The 19861-nt window shown below is 72.4% G+C and carries 20 protein-coding genes and 2 pseudogenes; 8 read left to right on the top strand and 14 right to left on the bottom strand.

The window, feature by feature from the left end:
• Window positions 1-126: 126 nt before the first annotated feature.
• Both atpF and ACIRYZ_RS00215 read right to left on the bottom strand, forming a co-directional pair.
• Window positions 127-636, bottom strand: coding sequence for a F0F1 ATP synthase subunit B (gene atpF, locus ACIRYZ_RS00220; protein WP_402937539.1), 510 nt, complete (start codon window positions 634-636; stop codon window positions 127-129).
• 180 nt (window positions 637-816) lie between these two features.
• Window positions 817-1188, bottom strand: a pseudogene (locus ACIRYZ_RS00215) (GTP-binding protein); the annotation flags it as partial.
• 139 nt (window positions 1189-1327) lie between these two features.
• Here ACIRYZ_RS00215 and ACIRYZ_RS00210 point away from each other — a divergent pair.
• The 4 genes and pseudogenes from ACIRYZ_RS00210 to ACIRYZ_RS00195 form a co-directional block, all read left to right on the top strand.
• A pseudogene (locus ACIRYZ_RS00210) lies at window positions 1328-1447 on the top strand (LLM class flavin-dependent oxidoreductase); the annotation flags it as partial.
• Between the two features lie 8 nt (window positions 1448-1455).
• A complete protein-coding gene (locus tag ACIRYZ_RS00205; RefSeq protein WP_402937536.1) occupies window positions 1456-1740 on the top strand; it encodes a hypothetical protein in 285 nt (94 codons plus the stop codon).
• Window positions 1741-1845: 105 nt separating this feature from the next.
• A complete protein-coding gene (locus ACIRYZ_RS00200) occupies window positions 1846-2343 on the top strand; it encodes an SIMPL domain-containing protein (RefSeq protein ID WP_402937533.1) in 498 nt (165 codons plus the stop codon).
• Between the two features lie 397 nt (window positions 2344-2740).
• On the top strand, window positions 2741-3322 hold the full coding sequence (locus tag ACIRYZ_RS00195; RefSeq protein ID WP_402937531.1) for a hypothetical protein: 582 nt from the start codon (window positions 2741-2743) through the stop codon (window positions 3320-3322).
• Window positions 3323-3350: 28 nt separating this feature from the next.
• On the opposite strand, the gene ACIRYZ_RS00190 is transcribed toward ACIRYZ_RS00195, so the two are convergent.
• Complete coding sequence (locus tag ACIRYZ_RS00190) at window positions 3351-3938, bottom strand: hypothetical protein (RefSeq protein ID WP_402937528.1); 588 nt, start codon at window positions 3936-3938, stop codon at window positions 3351-3353.
• 239 nt (window positions 3939-4177) lie between these two features.
• Here ACIRYZ_RS00190 and ACIRYZ_RS00185 point away from each other — a divergent pair, with 239 nt between their 5' ends.
• From ACIRYZ_RS00185 to ACIRYZ_RS00170, 4 genes are read left to right on the top strand one after another with little or no spacing between them, the layout of a single operon-like run.
• On the top strand, window positions 4178-5191 hold the full coding sequence (locus ACIRYZ_RS00185; RefSeq protein WP_402937525.1) for an ABC transporter ATP-binding protein: 1014 nt from the start codon (window positions 4178-4180) through the stop codon (window positions 5189-5191).
• On the top strand, window positions 5175-6074 hold the full coding sequence (locus ACIRYZ_RS00180) for an ABC transporter permease (protein WP_402937523.1): 900 nt from the start codon (window positions 5175-5177) through the stop codon (window positions 6072-6074). The genes ACIRYZ_RS00185 and ACIRYZ_RS00180 overlap by 17 nt, the downstream gene beginning before the upstream one ends.
• Window positions 6075-6128: 54 nt before the next feature.
• A complete protein-coding gene (locus ACIRYZ_RS00175; RefSeq protein WP_402937521.1) occupies window positions 6129-7046 on the top strand; it encodes an ABC transporter ATP-binding protein in 918 nt (305 codons plus the stop codon).
• 52 nt (window positions 7047-7098) lie between these two features.
• Window positions 7099-7815: an ABC transporter permease gene (locus ACIRYZ_RS00170; RefSeq protein WP_402937518.1), complete on the top strand. Its 717-nt coding sequence runs from the start codon at window positions 7099-7101 to the stop codon at window positions 7813-7815.
• 4 nt (window positions 7816-7819) lie between these two features.
• Here ACIRYZ_RS00170 and ACIRYZ_RS00165 read toward each other — a convergent pair whose 3' ends face one another.
• The 11 genes from ACIRYZ_RS00165 to ACIRYZ_RS00115 all read right to left on the bottom strand — a co-directional run bounded on the left by ACIRYZ_RS00165 (window position 7820) and on the right by ACIRYZ_RS00115 (window position 19765).
• Window positions 7820-9058 (bottom strand): CynX/NimT family MFS transporter, encoded by a 1239-nt coding sequence (locus ACIRYZ_RS00165; RefSeq protein WP_402937515.1) that lies wholly within the window; start codon window positions 9056-9058, stop codon window positions 7820-7822.
• Between the two features lie 98 nt (window positions 9059-9156).
• Window positions 9157-9888, bottom strand: coding sequence for a FadR/GntR family transcriptional regulator (locus tag ACIRYZ_RS00160; protein WP_402937513.1), 732 nt, complete (start codon window positions 9886-9888; stop codon window positions 9157-9159).
• Between the two features lie 91 nt (window positions 9889-9979).
• On the bottom strand, window positions 9980-10657 hold the full coding sequence (locus tag ACIRYZ_RS00155) for a hypothetical protein (RefSeq protein WP_402937510.1): 678 nt from the start codon (window positions 10655-10657) through the stop codon (window positions 9980-9982).
• A 44-nt stretch (window positions 10658-10701) separates the two neighbouring features.
• Entirely contained in the window at window positions 10702-11538 is an 837-nt protein-coding gene (locus ACIRYZ_RS00150; protein ID WP_402937507.1) for an HAD family hydrolase, read from the bottom strand.
• On the bottom strand, window positions 11535-12809 hold the full coding sequence (serS, locus tag ACIRYZ_RS00145) for a serine--tRNA ligase (RefSeq protein ID WP_387618966.1): 1275 nt from the start codon (window positions 12807-12809) through the stop codon (window positions 11535-11537). The genes ACIRYZ_RS00150 and serS overlap by 4 nt, the downstream gene beginning before the upstream one ends.
• A gap of 520 nt (window positions 12810-13329) precedes the next feature.
• Window positions 13330-14265, bottom strand: coding sequence for a prephenate dehydratase (gene pheA, locus ACIRYZ_RS00140; protein WP_402937504.1), 936 nt, complete (start codon window positions 14263-14265; stop codon window positions 13330-13332).
• Between the two features lie 132 nt (window positions 14266-14397).
• A complete protein-coding gene (efeB, locus tag ACIRYZ_RS00135) occupies window positions 14398-15660 on the bottom strand; it encodes an iron uptake transporter deferrochelatase/peroxidase subunit (protein WP_402937501.1) in 1263 nt (420 codons plus the stop codon).
• Window positions 15661-15665: 5 nt separating this feature from the next.
• A complete protein-coding gene (locus ACIRYZ_RS00130) occupies window positions 15666-17699 on the bottom strand; it encodes a FixH family protein (RefSeq protein ID WP_402937499.1) in 2034 nt (677 codons plus the stop codon).
• A gap of 13 nt (window positions 17700-17712) precedes the next feature.
• Window positions 17713-18249, bottom strand: a complete 537-nt coding sequence (locus tag ACIRYZ_RS00125; RefSeq protein ID WP_402937496.1) for a copper chaperone PCu(A)C — start codon at window positions 18247-18249, stop codon at window positions 17713-17715.
• Window positions 18246-18932, bottom strand: a complete 687-nt coding sequence (locus tag ACIRYZ_RS00120; protein WP_402937494.1) for an SCO family protein — start codon at window positions 18930-18932, stop codon at window positions 18246-18248. The genes ACIRYZ_RS00125 and ACIRYZ_RS00120 overlap by 4 nt, the downstream gene beginning before the upstream one ends.
• 77 nt (window positions 18933-19009) lie before the next feature.
• Complete coding sequence (locus tag ACIRYZ_RS00115; protein ID WP_402937491.1) at window positions 19010-19765, bottom strand: YcnI family protein; 756 nt, start codon at window positions 19763-19765, stop codon at window positions 19010-19012.
• Window positions 19766-19861: the final 96 nt, after the last annotated feature.

The following is a 19861-nucleotide window of genomic DNA, read 5'->3' as shown; positions in this document are numbered from 1 at the left end:
GTGTGGGAGTTTTTACACCCGCCGCCCGCCGATCCCGGGCCGCGTGTGGGGCTGGTATGGGGTGGGGTTCGTTGCCTTCCCACCGCCCGGTCCCCAAGCCGCAGGTAGGGAAGTGCGTGCAGGAACTCAGGAGCGCGTGGTCGTCTTCGTGTCGAGCTCGACGAAGAAGTCGTCGGCGATCGCGCGCGTCCGCGGAAGGTCGGCGAGCGGCTCGCCGACGATGCGGCCCGCCAGGTCGCCGGCGAGACGGATCACGTCCTCACGCAGCTCGGCCTCGGCGACGACCCGGTCGGCCGCAAGCTGGACCTGGGCCTCCGACACCATGCGGTTCCGCAGCTCCTGACCCTCGGCCCGGAGCTGCGCGATCAGAGCCGCGCCCTCCTCGGTGGCCGTCTGCCGGATCTGCGCGGCCTCGTGCCGGGCGGCGGCGAGCTCCGACTGGAACTCCTCGTAGACGCGCTGGGCTTCGGCGCGAGCCGTCTCGGCCCGCTCGACGCCGCCCTCGGTGGCGTCATGGCGTTCAGCCAGCGTCTTCTCGATACGAGGAAGCACCAGCTTTCCGAGAATCCCGAAAATCAGGAAAAAGCAGACAAGTCCGATGATGAGCTGAGGTACATTCGGCTCCAATGGTCCCATGCTCATATGGTACTTGAAGGACTGTCGACAACCTCGGGCGAGTACCCGGCCATTGCTTCCGCCGTTACCATCCCGGCCACGCGGGTCGCACCGTCCTGCGGATCCACCAGGATGAACGATCCGGTCACCGGGTGGAGGGAGAACGCGTCCGCCGGGAGCGACTCCGCGGTTCTGAGCTCTCTTGTTGACGGCGAGAACGATCCGGGGTGTCCGCAGCAGAGAGGCGATTGCCGCGTGCCGCCAGGTCTGTTCGCCCATGCCTCGCCGGGCGTCCACGAGGAGGACCGCGACGTCGGCGGTGGAGGCTCCGGTGACCATGTTGCGGGTGTACTGGGTGTGGCCGGGGGTGTCGGCGAGGATGAACCTGCGCCGGGCGGTGCTGAAGTAGCGGTACGCGACATCGACGGTGATGCCTTGCTCGCGCTCGGCGCGGAGGCCGTCGGTCAGCAGGGCGAGGTCCGGGGCGTCGAGACCGCGGGTGCGGGAGGCGTACTCGACGGACTCCCACTGGTCGCTGAGGATCGACTTGGAGTCGTGGAGCAGGCGCCCGACCTACGTCGAAGGCATCGCCACCGCAGCGCTGAACCGCCTCTCCTCCTGAACGGCAGCCCCGCTCCGCCCGCGCCGCCGGGCGGAGCCGGCCCCTGGACATCGAAGAGGCTCGCACGCCCAGGGGCCGTGCACCCCCACCTACCAGGAGCTGGGCATCGACGAGGTCGTGCTGCACTGGCCGGTGCCCGACTCGATCTTCGAGAACGACCTCGCCGTCTTCGAGTGGCTCGCCACCGAAGCCCCAGCTCAACTCCGCTGATCGACCTGGTGCGCGATGGCGACCCGGCGGCGCGCCGTCCAGGGCGCCACGCGGCGCGGAAGCTCGTCCACGTCGCCCCCAGGGAACAGTGGCGTGCGCTGGTGGAGCTGGCCAACGAGTGCCCTGGTATGTCCCAGGGCGAACTGGTGCGTCAGGCATGCGAGTTCTTCGGCTGGCAGCGGGTGACCAAGGAGACCCGGGCCGGTCTGGAGGCCGATATCGCGAGCCTGCGTGCGCAGGGCGTCTTCGATGTGTCCTCCGGACACATCGCGACCACGGGACAGGGGGCGTGATCAGCTCTCCCGGTAGCGCGCGAAGACGCGGGCGCGCTCCTGTTCCCAGGTCCAGTCTGCGTCCGTCCGGTGGAACGGGGCCCCCTTGGCCCCGCTCGCGCCGCGATGTCCAACCTGCGCGAAGCAGTCCGGACGCATGATGTGCCGGATGCGCAGGTATCGACATCGCGGCTGGACCTCCAGACCGCGTGGAGCGGCTACGGTGCGGACCGGAAGTTCCTCGGCTACCGCTGCCAGGCCGCGTTCGCCATCGAGTACCACGACCTCGATTCCCTCGAACCGTTTCTGATCGCTGCGGTCGATGCCGGAGCGAACCAGCTGGAAGGCGTTGACTTCGATGTGCGCAACAAGCCCGAGCTGAGAGCCAAGGCCCGCGAGAACGCCGTGCGCGCCGCCAGGGCGAAGGCCGAGCTGTACGCCACGGCTGCGGGCGTCAGGCTGGGCGCGGTGGTCCACATCGAGGATGTCGATCCCGAGAGCATCGGTGCGGGCCGCTACCGGGGACACGGCGACCCGGCCAGCGTCTCGGAGGCGGACCTCGCGCCCGGCGCCGTGGTGGTCTCGGCTGCGGTGGTGCTGGGATTCGCGATCGCAGCCTCGTAGAGCCGATGCTCGGCCGGATCGCCTCGATGACGGCGCAGGCCTCCTACGAGGACGAGAGCGGCATCCTGACCATCCGGAACGAGGTCCGCACGCGCGGCTGAGCGCCCGAGCGCCCGGGCCGGTGCAGGCGCATCCGCACCGGTCGGGACGCCCGCAGGCCCGGCGGCTCAGCCGTACAGCCCGGCGAGTTCCAGCTCGCGGAGCGCCCGGTAGTCGGCCTCCAGGGCGCCCGGGTCGTCGGTGTTGAGGTGGACGGTGCCCGGGCAGGTCGCCATGTCGACGGTCCGCGCCGGCGGGCTCCCGGCCGGACGGTGATCTCCGGGGGCCGTCGGGGTGAGGCGCTAGTCTGTCCGCCGCACCTGCATCTGATCATGTGTTAAACGGGGGTTCTTTCGTCATGTTTGCTTCCAGGAGGCTGCTCGCCGCCGCTCTGGTCACCACCGCCGCGTTCGCCCTGGCGGCCTGCGGCCCGGACGACTCGTCGGACCAGGGCGCGGGCGGCACCACCGCCACCGCCGCGCCCGCCACCGGCGGCGCCGCCTCGCCGACCGCCGCCCCCGCCACCGGCACGGCAAAGCCGGCCCCGACCGGCAAGCCCACCGACGGAGGCCCGGAGGGCTTCTGCACCAGCGCCCCGCTGCCCGCCGGGCAGAAGTGGATCATCCCGGTGAAGGGCACCAGCGCGACGACGCTGGCCTACAAGGACACCAAGGACGCCTGCGGCATCGACGACGTCAACTTCGAGGCGGTGGGCGCCGAGAAGACCGCGCCGTTCGCGCCCACCGCCAAGGGCCACCTCAAGTCCGTCGTGGCCGCGCCGAAGGACGTCAACGCGGCCGACCTGGCGAAGCACATCAACGAGTGCATCGCCACCCCGGGCAACCAGAAGGGCTCGTACCCCTGCTCGGCCGGCGCCTACAAGGTGGCGATCGACGCTTCCGGCAAGGTCGTCGAGATGTGGGAGCGTCCGAGCTCCTGACGCGACGTCGGGCACGGCGCCGGGGCGCTCACTGCACGGTGAGCGAATCGGCGCCGTTGGCGCAGCCGAGCTTCTCGGCGGTGTGCTTGACGGGCGGCTCGGCGGCCGGCTCGTCGTACGGGTGGCCGGTGGTGGCGGCCTCCAGGGCGCGGCCGAGGGCGGCCGGGCCGGCCTGCTTGCTCGCGTCCCAGACCTTCGAGTCCCGGGAGGTGGTGTCCGGTGTCCAGTCCTTCTCGTGGACGTAGTAGTTGAAGTAACTGGTCGGCTTCGCCTTGCCGTTCGGGTTGACCGTCCCGTCCTCGTTGTACGCCGTCGGCTGCTCGGTGAAGAACTTGGTGGACGCCTCCGGGCTGTGCGCGAGCGCCTCCAGGATCGCGGTGGTGGGCCGGAAGCCGGAGCCCGCCTCGTCGCCGCCGATCAGGTTGAAGCCGTGCACCTTGGAACCGGGCGGCGGGGCCGGCCAGTACCTGTCCTGGGTGTCGAGCTGGGTGACGTGCTCCGCGATCGGGTTGATGAACCTGGCGTCGTAGTTCCCGTTCATCAGGATGCCGGAGAGCACCTGGTAGCCGTACGGCTGGTAGTCCAGGCCGGAGGCCCGGTACGGCTTGTCCCACACCTTCTGCGCACCGGCCTTGCGCAGCGCCGCCGCCCACTCGTCCGACAGGTGCGGTTCGTTGCTGCTGCGGGTCGCGGTGGCGAGGCTGAGACCCAGGTTCTTCTGCAGGTCCTGGTACGCCTTCCAGCGCGGGTCCTTGGGGGTCGACGGAGTGCGCCGGGTCGCCGATGTCCGCGCCCCTAGGGGAGATCCGGCCCGGTGTCATACCGCAGGAGCAGGAGGGTTCGTCATTCCCGCTCATGGCCCTTGCGGCGCAAGACCGTTACGTTGAGCGTGTGTCCACTGCTGTCATCAAGACCGAGGGTCTGACCAAGAGGTTCCCCCGGGTCACCGCCCTCGACCAGCTGACCGTCGAGGTGCAGCCCGGGGTCGTCGGGCTGGTCGGGGCCAACGGGGCGGGCAAGTCCACCCTGATCAAGATCCTGCTCGGGCTCGCCCCGGCGACCTCCGGCCGCGGCGAGGTGCTCGGCCTGGACGTCGCCACCCAGGGCTCCGAGATCCGCGAGCGGGTCGGTTACATGCCGGAGCACGACTGTCTGCCACCGGACGTCTCCGCGACCGAGTTCGTGGTGCACATGGCCCGGATGGCGGGACTGCCCGCCACCGCCGCCCGTGAGCGCACCGCGGACACCCTGCGGCACGTCGGCCTGTACGAGGAGCGGTACCGCCCGATGGGCGGCTACTCGACCGGCATGAAGCAGCGGGTCAAGCTCGCCCAGGCGCTGGTGCACGACCCCAGGCTGGTGCTGCTGGACGAGCCGACCAACGGCCTCGATCCGGCCGGCCGGGACGAGATGCTGGGGCTGATCCGCCGGGTGCACACCGACTTCGGGATCTCGGTGCTGGTCACCACCCACCTGCTCGGCGAGCTGGAGCGCACCTGCGACCACCTGGTCGTCATCGACGGCGGCAAGCTGCTGCGCTCCTCCTCCACCGCCTCCTTCACCGAGGCGACGGCCGTCCTCGCGGTCGAGGTCACCGACGCTCCGGAGGACGCCGTCGCCGAGCCCGGAACCGAGGTCCGCGAACGCCTCGCCGCGGCCGGCCTCACCGTCCAGTCCGAGGGCTCGCACCTGCTGCTGGTCCGGCTGGCCGGTGAGGACACCTACGACATCATCCGCGACACCGTCGCCGAACTGGGCCTGGGCCTGGTCCGGTTGGAGCAGCGCCGCCACCGGGTCGCCGAACTCTTCACCGACACCCAGCAGGACCAGGAGAGCAGGGGAGGGACGGACGATGCCGCAGCCTCCTGACACCAGGCCCGCCGACACCGGTGTCATCCACGACATCGGCTACCGCGGCTACACCGGCCCCCGGCTCGGCCGCGCCTACGCGACCCGCGCGCTCTTCACCCAGAGCCTGCGCGCCGCCTACGGCCTCGGCCGTTCCGGCAGGTCCAAGGTGCTGCCGATGCTGATGCTCGGCGTGGTCACCGTCCCCGCGGTGATCTTCGTGGCGGTCGCGCTCTCCATGAAGCGGGACGAACTCCCGGTCGAGTACGCCGGCTACCTCTCCAGCCTCGGCCTGGTGGTCTCGGTCTTCCTGGCCTCCCAGGCGCCGGTGCTGCTCTCCCGGGACCTCCGGTACCACACCGTCCCGCTCTACTTCTCCCGCCCGATCACCCGCACCGACTACGTCCGGGCCAAGTTCGCCGCCATGGCCTGCGCCCAACTCCTGCTGATGGCAGCACCGTTGCTGGTGCTGTACATCGGTGCGCTGCTCGGCGGGATGGACTTCGCGCACAACACCGGCCACTTCCTGTACGGCCTGGCGGCGGCCGCGCTGTACGCCCTGGTGCCGACCTCCGTCGCGCTGGTGATCGCGGCGAGCACCCCGCGCCGGGGCTTCGGGGTGGCGGCCATCATGGGCTACCTGGCGGTCAGTTCGGCGGTGGCCGCGATCGCGGTGGGCATCGGCAACCCGACTCCCGGCGGCTCGGACGCCGCCCAGTGGACCGCGCTGATCTCGCCCAACGGCCTGGTGGAGGCCGTGGTCAACGAGGTGTTCGACCTCGGCACCGGACTCGACCGCCGGCACGCCCCGGGCGGGCTGGGCCTGGTGGTGTTCGCACTGGTCGCGGTGGCGATGGTGGTCGGCTCGTACCGCCTCCTGCTGCGCCGCTACAGCCGCGTCTGATTAACCGCAGTGTCTGAGCAGGAACGTCCGAGCAGGAACGTCTGAGAGGGCGGCATGGCCACCATCAGCATCGACAAGGTCTCCCGCTGGTTCGGGAACGTGGTCGCGGTCAACGACATCACCATGTCGATCGGCCCCGGCATCACCGGCCTGCTCGGGCCCAACGGCGCGGGCAAGTCCACCCTCATCCACATGATGAGCGGTTTCCTCGCCCCGTCCAGCGGCGCGGTCACCCTGGACGGCGCGCCGATCTGGCGCAACCAGCAGGTGTACCGGCAGATCGGTCTGGTCCCGGAACGGGAGTCGATGTACGACTACCTGACCGGCTGGGAGTTCGTCCTCGCCAACGCCGAGCTGCACGGCCTGCCCCAGCCCGGCGCCGCTGCCCGGCGCGCCCTGGACCTGGTCGAGATGGCGTCCGCCAAGGACCGCCGCACCGGGACGTACTCCAAGGGCATGAAGCAGCGGGTCAAGATGGCCTCGGCCCTCGTCCACGACCCGGCCGTGCTGCTGCTGGACGAGCCCTTCAACGGCATGGACCCGCGCCAGCGGCTCCAGCTGATGGAGCTGCTGCGCCGCTTCGGCGCGGACGGCCGGACGGTGCTGTTCTCCTCCCACATCCTGGAGGAGGTCGAGCAGCTGGCCCGGCACATCGAGGTCGTGGTGGCCGGTCGGCACGCCGCCTCGGGCGACTTCCGCCGGATCCGGCGGCTGATGACCGACCGCCCGCACCGCTACGTGGTCCGTTCCAGCGACGACCGCCGGCTCGCCGCCGCGCTGATCGCCGACGGCTCCACCACCGGCATCGAGGTGGACGAGCGGGAGCGGGCGCTGCGGATCGAGGCGGTGAACTTCCAGGGCTTCACCACCCTGCTGCCCCGGGTCGCCCGGGAGGCCGGCATCCGGCTGTACACCGTCTCCCCGGCGGACGAGTCGCTGGAGAGCGTCTTCTCGTACCTGGTCTCGGCATGACCCTCCGCCTGATCCACGTCACCAACCGGACCCAGGAAGGGGCCGACCGACCATGAACCCGACCGTCGCCAGGCTGACCCTGCGCGGCCTGCTCGGCCGCCGCCGCGGCGCCCTGCTGCTGGTGGCCCCGGCCCTGCTGCTGATCGTCTCGGCGATCGCCGCCGGGTCGAGCGGCGACGCCCACAGCCTGACCGTGAAGATCCTCGGCCAGCTGGACCTCGGCACCCTCGTCCCGATCCTCGGCCTGGTGGTCGGCACCGGGGTGATCGCCACCGAGATCGACGACGGCTCGATCGTCTACCTGCTGGCCAAGCCGCTGCCGCGCCGGCAGATCGTCACCACCAAGCTGTCCGTCGCGATCGGCACCGTCTGGGTGTTCGCCGCCGTCCCGACGCTGGTCTCCGGGCTGCTGCTGTACGGCACGAAGGACGGCGTGGCGCTCGGCTACACCGTCGCGGTGCTGGTCGCCGGGGTCGCGTACAGCGCGCTGTTCCTGCTGCTCGGCGCGGTCACCCGGCACGCGGTGGTGGCCGGGCTGGCGTACGCGCTGATCTGGGAGTCGCTGATCGGCAACTTCGTCGAGGGCGCCCGGACGCTGAGCATCCAGCAGTGGGGCCGGGCGGTCGCCGAGGCGGTGGCCGGGGACACCGCGGTCGGCGCCGACGTCGCGTTCGGCGTGGCCGTGCCGCTGCTGCTGGTGGTCACCGTCGCGGCGGCCGTGCTGGCCTCGGTGAAGCTCGCCGGGCTGACCCTCGCCGCGGAGGAGTGACGGTTCAGAGGGTCCGGTTGCGCCCGGCGCCGAAGCCGGCCGCGCCGACCACCAGGACGAGCACCAGCATCAGCATCAGCGTGGCCTCCCAGCCGCCGGTGAGCTGGTGCAGCGCACCGGCGCCGACCGGGCCGGCCGCGGCGACCAGATAGCCGATCGCCTGGGACATCCCGCCCAGCTGGGCGGCGCCGGCCGCGGTGCCGGTGCGCAGCACGATGAACGCCAGGCCCAGGCCCAGCGAACCGCCCTGGGCCACGCCGAGGACGGCCGCCGACGCCCAGGCGGCGGAGACCGGCGCGACCAGCAGCATGGCGATGCCGAGCCCGTTCAGGGCCGCCATGGTCACCGCCAGGGCGCGCTGGTTGGTCATCCGGCCGGCCATCAGCGGCACCAGGAAGGCGCCGCCCACCTGCAGCAGGTTGGAGAAGGCGAAGACCAGGCCGGCCTGGCCACGGTCCATGCCGTGGTCGGCCAGGATGGTCGGCATCCAGGCGACCAGGATGTAGACCAGCAGCGACGAGATGCCCATGAACAGGCTGATCTGCCAGGCCAGCGGGGACTTCCAGATGCCCTCGATCGGCTTGCCCGGCTGGGTGGCCGCGGCCACCGCCGCCTTCTCCTGCCGGGAGCGCAGCACCTGCGGCAGCCAGGCCACCGCCGCGACCAGGGCGAGCAGCGACCAGGCGCCGAGCGAGGCCCGCCAGCCGCCGCCGAGCGCGTGCTCCAGCGGGACGGAGGTTCCGGCGGCGAGGGTCGCGCCGACCAGCATGGTGGTCGAGTAGACGCCGGTCATGGTCGCCGCGCGGTCCGGGAACTCCCGCTTGACCAGGCCCGGCATCGACACGTTCAGCACCGCGATGGCCACGCCGATCACCACGCAGCCCGCGTACAGCGCGTACACCGAGGGCAGCACCCGCAGCAGCACGCCCGCGCCCAGCACCAGCACCGCGCCGAGCACCACCCGTTCGGCGCCGAAGCGGCGGGTCAGCCGGGGGGTGAGCGGGGCGCCGACGCCCTGGAACAGCACCGGGACGGTGGTGATCAGCCCGCTCGCGGTGGTGGACAGCCCGAAGGTGCGCTGGATCTCGCCGACCATCGGGGAGATCGCGGCGAGGCAGGCGCGCATGTTCAGCGCGACCAGCACGATGCCGGTCAGCAGCAGGGCGGGGTGGGCCAGCCGGGAGCGCAGGGGGAGCGGGGCAGGGGTGGTGACCACCGGCTGCTGGGCACGGGTGACGGCCATGGGTGTGCTGTTCTTTCGTGGATCAGGGGGGGCGGCGCGGGCACGACGGAGCGGGGCCCGGCCGGCCGCGGGGAGGACGGAAGGGGGCTTGCGCCGTCCTACTTCCGGGCCGCGATGGCTGTGAGCAGCTGCTCAACGGCCGCGGTGGGCTCGGCGAGCAGCGCCCGACACGCGGCCTCGGCGCGGTCCGGGTCGCCGCTCTCGATCGCGTCCACCAGCGCCTCGTGGGTGGCCACGGACGCCTCGGGCATCTCGTGGTCGCCGAAGGCGGAGGTCATCGCCTCGTGCACGGAGGCGCCGAAGTAGCGGTACACCTCGGCCAGGGCCGGGTTGTGCGCGGCCTCGACGACGGCGGTGTGGAACTCCAGGTCGTGCTCGACGGTGGCCTCGCGGGCGGCCCGCTCGGGGTGGGTCGCGAAGACCTCGGCCTCACGGGCCAGCGCGGCCCGCATCCGCAGGACGTCCTCGGGGGTGTGCCGCAGCGCGGCCAGCCGGGCGCCCTCGGTCTCCAGCGCGGCGCGGACCTCCAGGACGTCCCGGATGCCCGAGCGCTGGACGCCACGCAGCACCGCCGCCGGGTCGCTGGTGGACCGTACGAAGGTCCCCTCGCCCTGCCGGGAGACCAGCATCCCGGCGTGCACCAGCACCCGGATCGCCTCCCGCACGGTGTTCCGCCCGACCTGCAGCTGCTCGGCCAGCTCGTGCTCGGTGGGGATCTGCGACCCCACCGGCCAGGTCCCGCCGGCCAGCTGCTCGCGCAGCCGGTCGATCGCGGTGTCCACCAGGGAGCGCCGCCCGGCGGCTTGCAGTCCGGTGCCGTCGCCGCTCATGCCGGGCCTCCCTTCGCACACCACTGATCGGTCATCGGTCATCCTACAACCACTTGCCCGGTCATCCTACAACTGCTCGGGCCTTGGACGATCAGTCGTCGGTGGACGGCGTCCCGTAGGCGACGAAGGTGATCCGCAGGTCGGGCGCCCCGTTGGCGTTCGGCGGCCCGGCCGCCTCGATCGCGAAGTAGTACGCGTTGTTGTCCGGGTCGTCGCTGCCGCACAGCTTCTTGCCGATCAGGTCGGTGACCGGCATGGGCGTGGACAGTTTCGTGTACGGCATCGCCGGGGTGCGGGTGGCGCACTCGGCGAGCGTCGCGGGCGGGGAGTCGACCTGGCTCGCGGCGCGCATCAGGAGGCCCATGATCGCGGCCATGGGCGTTCCGTCCGCGCAGTGGGCGATCCGGTACTCCAGGCCCGGCCCGCGGCCGCGCTTCTCCTCGCCGCTGGTGAGGGTGTGACCGGAGCTCTCGCCCTCGGGGTTCTCCTGGTACGACCAGGTGGTGACGGAGTTCTGCACCATGAAGAGGGTGGAGCTGGTGCAGTCCGTGTCGCCGGGGGCACCGCCCGCGGGAGGCTTGCAGGTCGGCGCGGGCACCGTGAACTGCTGAGCCGGCTGCGGCCCTCGGGCGCCGGACGATCCGCCGGCGGTCGAGGCCGACGCCGACCGGGCGGCGGCCGGGGCCTTCGCGGACGACGTGCACCCCGCCGACAGCGCGGCAACGGCGACGGCGGCCACAACGGTCTTGGCCCGTAGGGAACTTGACATCAGCATGGAATCCCCCCGGCGGGATTCCAGCGTCCTCGAACGATCTACGGCAGGGCCGAGTAGAGCCGCTCCAGGACGGCGGCGACGCCGTCCTCGTCGTTGCTCGCGGTGACCTCGTCGGCGACGGCGAGCAGTTCCTCGTGCGCGTTGGCCATGGCCACGCCGTGCGCGGCCCAGCCGAACATCGGGACGTCGTTGGGCATGTCGCCGAAGGCGATGGTGTCGGCGGCGCGCACGCCCAGGCGGCGGGCGGCGACGGCCAGGCCGGTGGCCTTGGACAGGCCCAGCGGCAGCAGTTCGACCACGCCGGCCCCGGCCATCACCACGCCGACCAGTCCGCCTGCGGCGTGCCGGGCGGCCTCGGCGAGGGCGTCGTCGGTCAGGCCGGGGTGCTGGATGTAGAGCTTGCTGACCGGGGAGGCGAGCAGTTCGTCGCGCTCGACCCGGACGACCGGCAGGTCGGAGCCGATCAGCAGGTCGTAGCCGGGGCCGGCCAGCACCTGGCCGTCCAGGCCGTCCTGGTTGGCGGCGATGGCCAGCGGGCCGGTCTCGGCCTCGATCTTCTCGATCGCGAGCGCGGCGAGCCGGCGGTCCAGGGTGAGCGAGGTGAGCAGCTTGTGTGCGCCCGCGTCGTAGACCTGGGCGCCCTGGCCGCAGACCGCTATCCCGGTGTAGCCGATCTCGTCGAAGACCGGGCGGGCCCAGACGGCCGAGCGCCCGGTCACGATGATGTGCAGCGCGCCCGCGCCGACGGCCGCGGCCAGCGCGGCGCGGGTGCGCTCGGAGACGGTCTCCTCGCTGGTCAGCAGGGTGCCGTCGAGATCGGTGGCGACCAGCCGGTAGGGCAGGTCGCCACCGTTCGGGTGTGCACTGGAGGTCACTTGACCGGCTCGATGACGGCGCGTCCGCCGAGGTACGGCCGCAGCGCCTCGGGCACGACGACCGAGCCGTCGGCCTGCTGGTGGTTCTCCAGGATGGCCACGATGGTGCGCGGGACGGCGACCAGGGTGCCGTTCAGAGTGGCGAGCGGGCGGGTCTTGCCCTCCTCGCGCATCCGGATCGACAGGCGGCGGGCCTGGTACTCGGTGGTGTTGGAGGTCGAGGTGACCTCGCGGTACTTGCCCTGGGTGGGGATCCAGGCCTCGATGTCGAACTTGCGCGCGGCCGAGGAGCCGAGGTCGCCGGAGGCGACGTCGATCACCCGGTACGGCAGCTCCAGCGCGTTGAGGAAGTCCTTCTCCCACTGGAGCAGGCGGCGGTGCTCGTTCTCCGCGTCCTCGGGCGTGGTGAAGACGAACATCTCCACCTTCTCGAACTGGTGGACGCGGATGATGCCGCGGGTGTCCTTGCCGTAGGTGCCGGCCTCGCGGCGGAAGCAGGACGAGTAGCCGGCGTAGCGCAGCGGCAGCTTCTCGGCGTCGATGATCTCGTCCATGTGGTACGCCGCCAGCGGGACCTCGCTGGTGCCGACCAGGTACTTGTCCTCGTCGCCGAGGTGGTACACGTTCTCGGCGGCCTGGCCGAGGAAGCCGGTGCCGTCCATGGCGGCCGGGCGGACCAGGGCCGGGGTGATCATCGGGATGAATCCGGCCGCGGTGGCCTGGGAGATCGCCATGTTGACCAGGGCGAGCTCCAGCAGCGCGCCGACGCCGGTCAGGTAGTAGGAGCGGGCACCGGCGACCTTGGCGCCGCGCTCGGTGTCGATCGCGCCCAGCAGCTGGCCCAGCTCGACGTGGTCGCGGGGCTCGAAGCCCTCGGCGGCGAAGTCGCGCGGGGTGCCGATCTCCTCCAGGGTGACGAAGTCCTCCTCGCCGCCGACCGGGGCGGCCGGGTCGATGAGGTTCGCCAGGGAGCGGAGCAGGCGGTCCGCCTCCTCCTTGGCCGCGCTCTGCTCGGCGTCCGCGGCCTTGACCTCGGCGGCCAGGTCCTTGGTGCGCTGCAGCAGGGCAGCCTTCTCCTCGCCCTTGGCCTGGGCGACCTGCTTGCCGAGCACCCGCTGCTCGTTGCGCAGTTCGTCGAAGCGGCTGCCCGAGGACCGGCGCCGCTCGTCGGCGGAGAGGAGGGCGTCGACGACGTCGACGTCCTCGCCACGGACGCGCTGCGAGGCGCGTACTCGGTCAGGGTCCTCACGAAGCAGGCGAAGGTCAATCACAGGGCTAGCGTACCGGGCGGGCGTTCCTCCACCGGTACCGGTTTCCCCTGGGGATAACTCGCCCGAGCCTGTGGATAACTCCTGTGGGGAACTCTCCGGGGCCGGGTTATCCACAGCTCTGGGGCCGGGGCTGTGGATTGATGGGGAGGATCGGCGTCCGCTCACCGGAACCACGGAATTGAGGTTTCAAACCTCATTCGACCCTCTCGGGTGAGGGAATTGAAGCACTCGGACGGGTGATTTGCGGTCAAGCGGGTGACTCTGGTCCGATTAGTCATCTCTGCGACGCAAACCGATGGTCCGACCAGTTCTGTGCAATGGCTATACCGGTTTGTCGACTCATCCCCAGGCCTGTGGATAACTTTCGCCTGTGGACAGCGGGGAGGCCTGTGGACAGCGGCCTCCGGCTCCGGGCGCCCCTGTGGACGACGGGAACGGTCGCCCGCCCCGGCTGGTCGGCCCGGTCGATAACAGTCGGAAAAGGTCAGAAAGACAAGAGATGTCGCCCGGATGTCCGGGCTCAGATGTCCCCGCGCCCGTCGAGCGCGCGGGAGAGCCAGTCCGCCGCCGCGGCGAAATCCTCGTCCGAGGTCCCCGGCCGCCGGTGCTTGGACACCTGGCGGTCGGCGCGCGGATAGGAACCGAGGAACCGCACCTGCGGGCTGATCCGCTTGAGGCCCATCATCGCCTCGGCCACCCGGCGCTCGGACAGGTGGCCCTCGCAGTCGATCAGGAAGCAGTAGTTGCCCAGTCCCTCGCCGGTCGGCCGGGACTCGATCCGCATCAGGTTCACCCCGCGCACCGCGAACTCCTGCAGCAGCTCCAGCAGCGCACCCGGGTGGTCGTCCGGCAGCCAGACCACCATCGAGGTCTTGTCCGCGCCGGTCGGCGAGGAGACCCGCCCCGGGCGGCCGACCAGCACGAACCGGGTGGTCGCGCTCTGCGCGTCCGCGATCTCCTTGACCAGCGGGTCCAGCCCGTAGATCGGCGCCGCGAACTCGCCCGCGAACGCCCCGTCGCACCGGCCCTCGGCGACCAGTCGGGCGCCGTCCGCGTTGGAGGCGGCCGACTCCCACGTGGCGTCCGGCAGGTTGGCCGCCAGCCAGCGGCGCACCTGCGGCTGGGCCACCGGGTGGCTGGTCACCGTCTTGATCCCGGACAGCTCGGTGCCCGGCCGCACCAGCAGCGCGAAGGCGATCGGCAGCAGCACCTCGCGGTAGATCATCAGCGGCGTGCCGGCGGCCAGTTCGTCGTTGGTCGCGGTGACCGCGCCCTCCACCGAGTTCTCGATCGGCACGAACGCCCCGGACGCCTCCCCGCCGCGCACCGCGTCCAGCGCCAGCGCCACCGAGGACAGCGGCACCAGCTCCCGGGTCGCCGCCTCGGGCAGCGTGTGCAGCGCCGCCTCGGTGAAGGTGCCGGCCGGGCCGAGGTAGGTGTAGCGGGTGGCCGACATGACGCCTCCGTTGCCAGTGGGACGGTTCCTGAGCGGGGTGCCGCATGAGCGGGGTTCGCCGAAACAGTCACCATAACGATTCCGCGGCCCCGGCATGAAAGCGTTTCAGTGGCCGGGACCGCAGTCCTCGAATTACCCCTCCAGCAGCTGCTGCCCGAGGTAACCTCCGGCCGGCACGCCCGGCGGCACCGCGTACAGCCCGCTCGCCTCGTGCCGCAGGAAGCGGGAGAGCCCGTCGCCCCGGGAGAGCTTGCGCTGCACCGGGGTGAAGCCCTTGCGCGGGTCGGCCTGGAAGGCGAGGAAGAGCAGCCCGGCGTCCGGCGAGCCGTCCGGCAGCAGGCCGTCGTGGTACGAGAAGCCGCGCCGCAGCATCGCCGCCCCGCCGTTGCCGGCCGGGGCCGCGACCCGCACGTGGGCGTCGGAGGGGATCGCCAGAGCGCCGTCCTGGCCCTGTGCGGAGAGGTCCACCGCGGTGCCCTCGCCGGAGCCGGCCGGAGCGCTCAACGGCGAACCGTCCGCCTTGCGCCGCCCGATCACCCGCTCCTGCCGCTCCACCGGCAGCTCCTCCCAGTGGTCCAGCAGCATCCGGATCCGCCGGAACACCAGGTACGAGCCCCCGGCCAGCCAGGCCGGCTGGTCCCCGCCGGTCGCGCAGAACACCTTGCCGGCGAAACCGTCCTCGCCCGGCTTGGGGTTGTTGGTGCCGTCGATCTGGCCCATCAGGTTGCGCCCGGTCATCGGCCGCGCGGTGGCCCCGGGGGTCCGGGCGAAGCCGGCCACCTGCCAGCGCAGCGCGGCCGTCCCGGCCGCCAGCTTCTGCAGCGTCCGCAGCGCGTGCACCGCCACCAGGGCGTCGTCGGCGCCGATCTGGACGAACAGGTCGCCGTCGCCGCGCGCCGGGTCCAGCGCGTCGCCGGTGAAGGCGGGCAGCGGTTCCAGCGCCGCCGGGCGGTGGTCGGACAGCCCGGCCTTGTCGAACAGCGCGGCGCCGAAGCCGACCGTGACGGTGAGCGAGCAGGGCCCGGCATCGAGTGCGACCTGGTTGTCGAACTCCTCGGCCGGCTCCCCGGCGGTCAGCCGGTCCACCGCCTTGGTCCAGCGTTGCAGCAGGGTGCGCAGCCCGTCCCGGCCGGCCCCGTCGGCCAGGTCGAAGGCGGCCAGCTGGACCCTGGTCTGCTGCGGTTCGAGGATGCCGGCCTGGTGCTCGCCGCGGAACGGCACCCGGCCCGCGCCGAGCGCGCCGCCCTGGCCGGCCCGGCCCGCCCGGTCGTCGGACGGGCGGTCGTAGGCCGCCCCGGCCGCCCCGGCCCCGGCGCCGACCAGCAGTCCGGCGCCGGCCGTGCCGAGCAGCGCCCGGCGGGTGAAGCCCGCCGGGCCCTTCTCCTTCTGGTCCACCGCGCTCACCCGACCTTGAACTGCTGGGTCGGGGTGGTCTGGTCGATGTCCGAGGAGCGGATCTGCACCGAGACCACCCAGGTGCCGGCCAGCGGCAGCTGCGCGGTGCCGCTCCAGCGGCCGGTGCCCTCCGGGGTCAGCGCCACCGGCAGCGGGCCCAGGTCGCGGTCCGGCAGGGTGAAGGCGAGCTGCACCTCCGGGACGTCCACCGGCTTCCCGTCCGTGCCGTCCAGCGCGAGCTTCACCTCGTTCGGGCCGGTCCTGGCCGGGTTCAGGGTGACCGTCGCGGTGCCCTTGGCGTTCGGCGTCCGGCCCTTGGTGTCGTACCGCAGCTTGAGCTCCACCGTGCGGCCCGGCTCGGTCTGCGGAGCCGCCGCGGATCCGCCGGCCACCGGGGCGGCGTTCCCGGCCGCCTTGATCTCGCCCGCCACCCGCCCGGGCGGGGAGTTGGTGAGCATCGTGGTGACCACCAGCACCGCCACCGCGGCCAGCGCCTCGACCAGCACCGAGCGGCGCAGCCCGGCCCGGGTCGGGGTCAGCCCGCGGTCGCGTCCGGCGCTCGCCCGGGCGGCCTGCTGCCGGGCCAGCTGCGCCTGCCGGACCGGGTCCCCGTCGTGCGCCGCGACGTCGACCGGCTCGCGCACCTCGGCCCGCTCGACCTCCGCCGCCTCGGCCGGGGCCGAGCGCAGCCGGGTCAGCCAGGTGCGGGAGATCCACGCGACGCCGAGCATGACGACCACGCAGCCGGTCTTCACCAGCAGCAGCTGTCCGTACTCGGTGCCGGTCAACGCGCCCCAGCTGCCCAGGCCCCGCCAGGACTGGTAGATCCCGGTGACGACCAGCACGGCCACCGAGCCGAAGGCGACCTTCGAGAAGCGGTCCACCACCTCGGCGCCGACGCCCTCGCGCAGCCCGACCAGCAGCGAGGCCAGCCCGCCCAGCCAGAGCGCCATCGCGATCAGGTGCAGGACGCCGAACGGTAGCGCCAGCCAGACCTGGATGCCCACCGAGGCGTGGTCGGCGCCGACCCAGGTCGCCGCGAGGGCGACCGCCAGCACCAGCCCGGCCACGCCCAGGCCCAGCCGGGCCTCGCGCTGCGGGCGCTCGGCGGCCCGCTGCTCCAGCTCGCGCAACTCGGCGGCTTCGGCGTCCTCGTCGTGTTCGTCGGGTTCCCCGGCCTTCGCGGGGGCGGGCCGCTGCGGCAGCCCCAACTGCCCGACCAGCAGCGACAGGAAGATCCCGCCCGCCGCGAGCAGCAGCAGCCGGGCGGCCAGCGCGGTGCCGATCCGCTCGTCCAGCGTGGCGCGCACCAGCGACAGGTCGAGCGCCTTCCCGATGCCCGAGCCGCGCTCGTACGGGCCGCGCAGCATCAGCACCGCGACGGTCGAGGCCAGCAGCGCCGTCCAGCCGGTCATCAGCAGTCGCTGCACCGGACGCCGGGTCGCGCCGGCCGGCCAGCAGATCAGCACGAACGCGGCCACCCCGGCGAGCAGCGCGAACGCCGCGTACGCGACGGTGCGCCCGGTGCCGTACAGCGCGGCGACCAGGCCGTCCGCCTTGGCGCCCTGCAGCGCGGTGGCGGACACCGAGGTGTCCGAGGGGGCACCGATGGAGAAGGTGAACGCTCCGCCGACGGGGTGCGAGTCCTCCGAGACGGCCCGCCAGGCCACCGTGTACGTGCCGTTGGCGAGCCCGCTGTTCAGCGCGACCCGGGCGGTGTTGCCCTGGCCGTCGGCGTGCGCCGGGTTGCCGGCGTCCACGGCCTTGCCGGCCGGGTCCAGCACCCGGACCGAGTCGCTGGACAGCGACACCGTCTCGCTGAAGGTCAGCGTGACCGCCTGCGGGGCGGTGGCGACCACCGAGTTCTGCCGCGGGTCGGTGGAGTCCAGGGTGGCGTGCGCGGAGGCCGGCCCGGCGCCGGCGAGCATCAGCGCGAGCAGCACGCCGAGCGTTCCGAGCGCTCCGACGATGCGTCGGGGGGCGATGCGTCGGGGGGCGATGCGTAGGGGGGCGGTCCGGCGGTGCGAGGCCTTCTGCATGCTGGCGGATTCCCTAACTCTGGCCGGGCCGGTAGGTGAGCTCCTTGACCGGCACCTTGACCGAGATGGTGCCGGACTTGGCGAAGGTGAGGTCGAGCTCCAGCTCGTCGCCCAGGGTGGGCGCCTTCTGCCACCCCATGATCATCAGGTGGGTGCCGCCGCGGGCGAGCTGCAACGCGCCGTGCGCGGGCACGTCCAGGCTGTTCACCTGCTCCATGGTCGACGTGGTCGAGCGGTGCATGGTGACCGAGTCGGCGGCCGGGCTGGTCACCTTGACCAGCTGGTCCGGCCCACCGTCGTTGCGGACGGTCAGGTAGCCGGCGCCCATCCCGCCGGCCGGGGGCAGCGGGATGTAGGAGTCGGCCACACTCAGCTTCGCCGGGCCCGCGTCGCCGGCGCCGCCCTGGCCGCCCGTCCCGCAGGCGGCCAGGATGGCGCCGCCGCCGAGGGCGGTGGCGACCACGGCGCCCAGCAGGGCCGACCGGCGGAACCGTCGGCTGCCCGTCGTCGACACGCTCCTCTCGATGGTGACCTCGCTTCGCTCGGTCACGCCGCGACCCCCTTGGCGAGCAGCGGCAGGTCGTGCTCGTAGGTCTTCTCCTCGGTGCCGCTCATGTAGAGCACGTGTGCCTTGTCGTCCGAGGGGAGGAAGGCCAGCACCTGGGCGCCGTGGGTGGAGGTGACCGTGCCGTCCGCGTTGACCACCGGGTCCTCGATCATGATGCCGAGCGACTTGGCGGCGGTCTTCACCTTCCCCAGGTCACCGGTGAGGCCTGTGAAGTCGCTGCCCATCGAGTCCAGCCAGGTGCGCAGCACCTTGGGGGTGTCGCGCTGCGGGTCGGTGGAGACGAAGACCACGTTGATCTTCTTCCGGTCCTCCGCCGAGAGCGCCTTCATCGCCACACCGATGTCGCCCATGGTGGTCGGGCAGACGTCCGGGCAGCTGGTGTAGCCGAAGAACAGCAGCGTGGTCTTGCCGTTGGTCTGCTGCCGCAGGTCGTAGGGCTGGCCGGAGGTGTCGGTCAGCTGGAGGTCGGGCTTCTCGAAGTTCTTGGCGAGCTTGGTGCCCTGGTACGGGGTGTCCTCCTTCTGCTGGGTGACCTTCGCGGCGGTCGAGCCGCCGCCGGAGGAGCCGCAGGCGGAGAGGGTCAGGGCGGCGGCCAGCGCGAGGGCGGCGGCGCCGGCCAGCCGGGTGGTGCGGGTGGCGCCGTTCGTACGGGCGGTGCGGGGCATGGGGTGTTCCGATCGTCTGCGGTGGACCGCCGGCGGGGCCGTACCCGGGTATGGGCACGGCCCCGCCGGCGCGGGGATCAGGAGGTGGAGCCGCTGCCCTTGCGGCGCAGGCCGAGCACGCCGACGGCGGTGCCGATCACGCCGACCACGATGCCGACCACGCCGAGGGTGCGGGCGGTGCTGTCGCTGGACTTGGTGTCGCCGGCGGCGGCGGCGTGGTCGGAGCTGTCCCCGTGGGTGCCGGCGGCCGGGGAGGCGGAGGCGGCGACGCCGTGGTCGTCGCCACCGGCGGCCTTGGTGAGCTTCAGGACCGGGGCCGGGTGGGCCGGCTCGGGCTGGCCGGCCTGGGCCTCGTCGATCCAGCGGACGACATCGCCGTTGTCGTAGGTCTGCAGGGCCTTGAACGCCATGCTGTCGGCGTCGGTCGGCAGCGGGCCGAGCGAGACCCGGAACTCCTGGAACTGGCCGGGGGCGATCTTGGTGCCGGCGTCGGCGGTCCAGGTGATCTTGGAGACGGCCTCGGTGACGTCGTTGCCGTGCACCTTGATCGGCTTGTCGAGCTTGGACTTCTCGACGTTCGCGGTCCAGCCCGGCAGCGGCAGGGTCCGGACGGAGGCCAGCGGGTGGTCCATCGGGAGGTTGACCTCCAGCTTCACCGTGCTCGCCGTGTCGTTCTCGTTCGGCACCCGGAAGTCGACGGCCGTGTAGCCGCCCTGGGCCGCCGAACCCGGGTTCACGGTGACGTGCGCGAAGGCGGGGCCGGCCAGCGCCACCACGGAGGCGGCAGCGGTCAGGGCGACGGCGGCGAGACGGCGGGCGGGAAGGGAACGCATGATGCGGGGTCTCCGATCGGAGCTCGGCGGCCCGCACTGCCGGGCGACGGGGGAACCGTGCCTCGGCGGGGGCCGCGCGTGGGGACGTGGGGGGGG

Origin of the sequence: Kitasatospora sp. NPDC101155 (assembly GCF_044768305.1) — a bacterium.
In the GTDB taxonomy this organism is placed as follows: Bacteria; Actinomycetota; Actinomycetes; order Streptomycetales; family Streptomycetaceae; genus Kitasatospora.
Note: the sequence above shows the minus strand (reverse complement) of the source record. Positions and strands in the feature narration are given on the sequence as shown.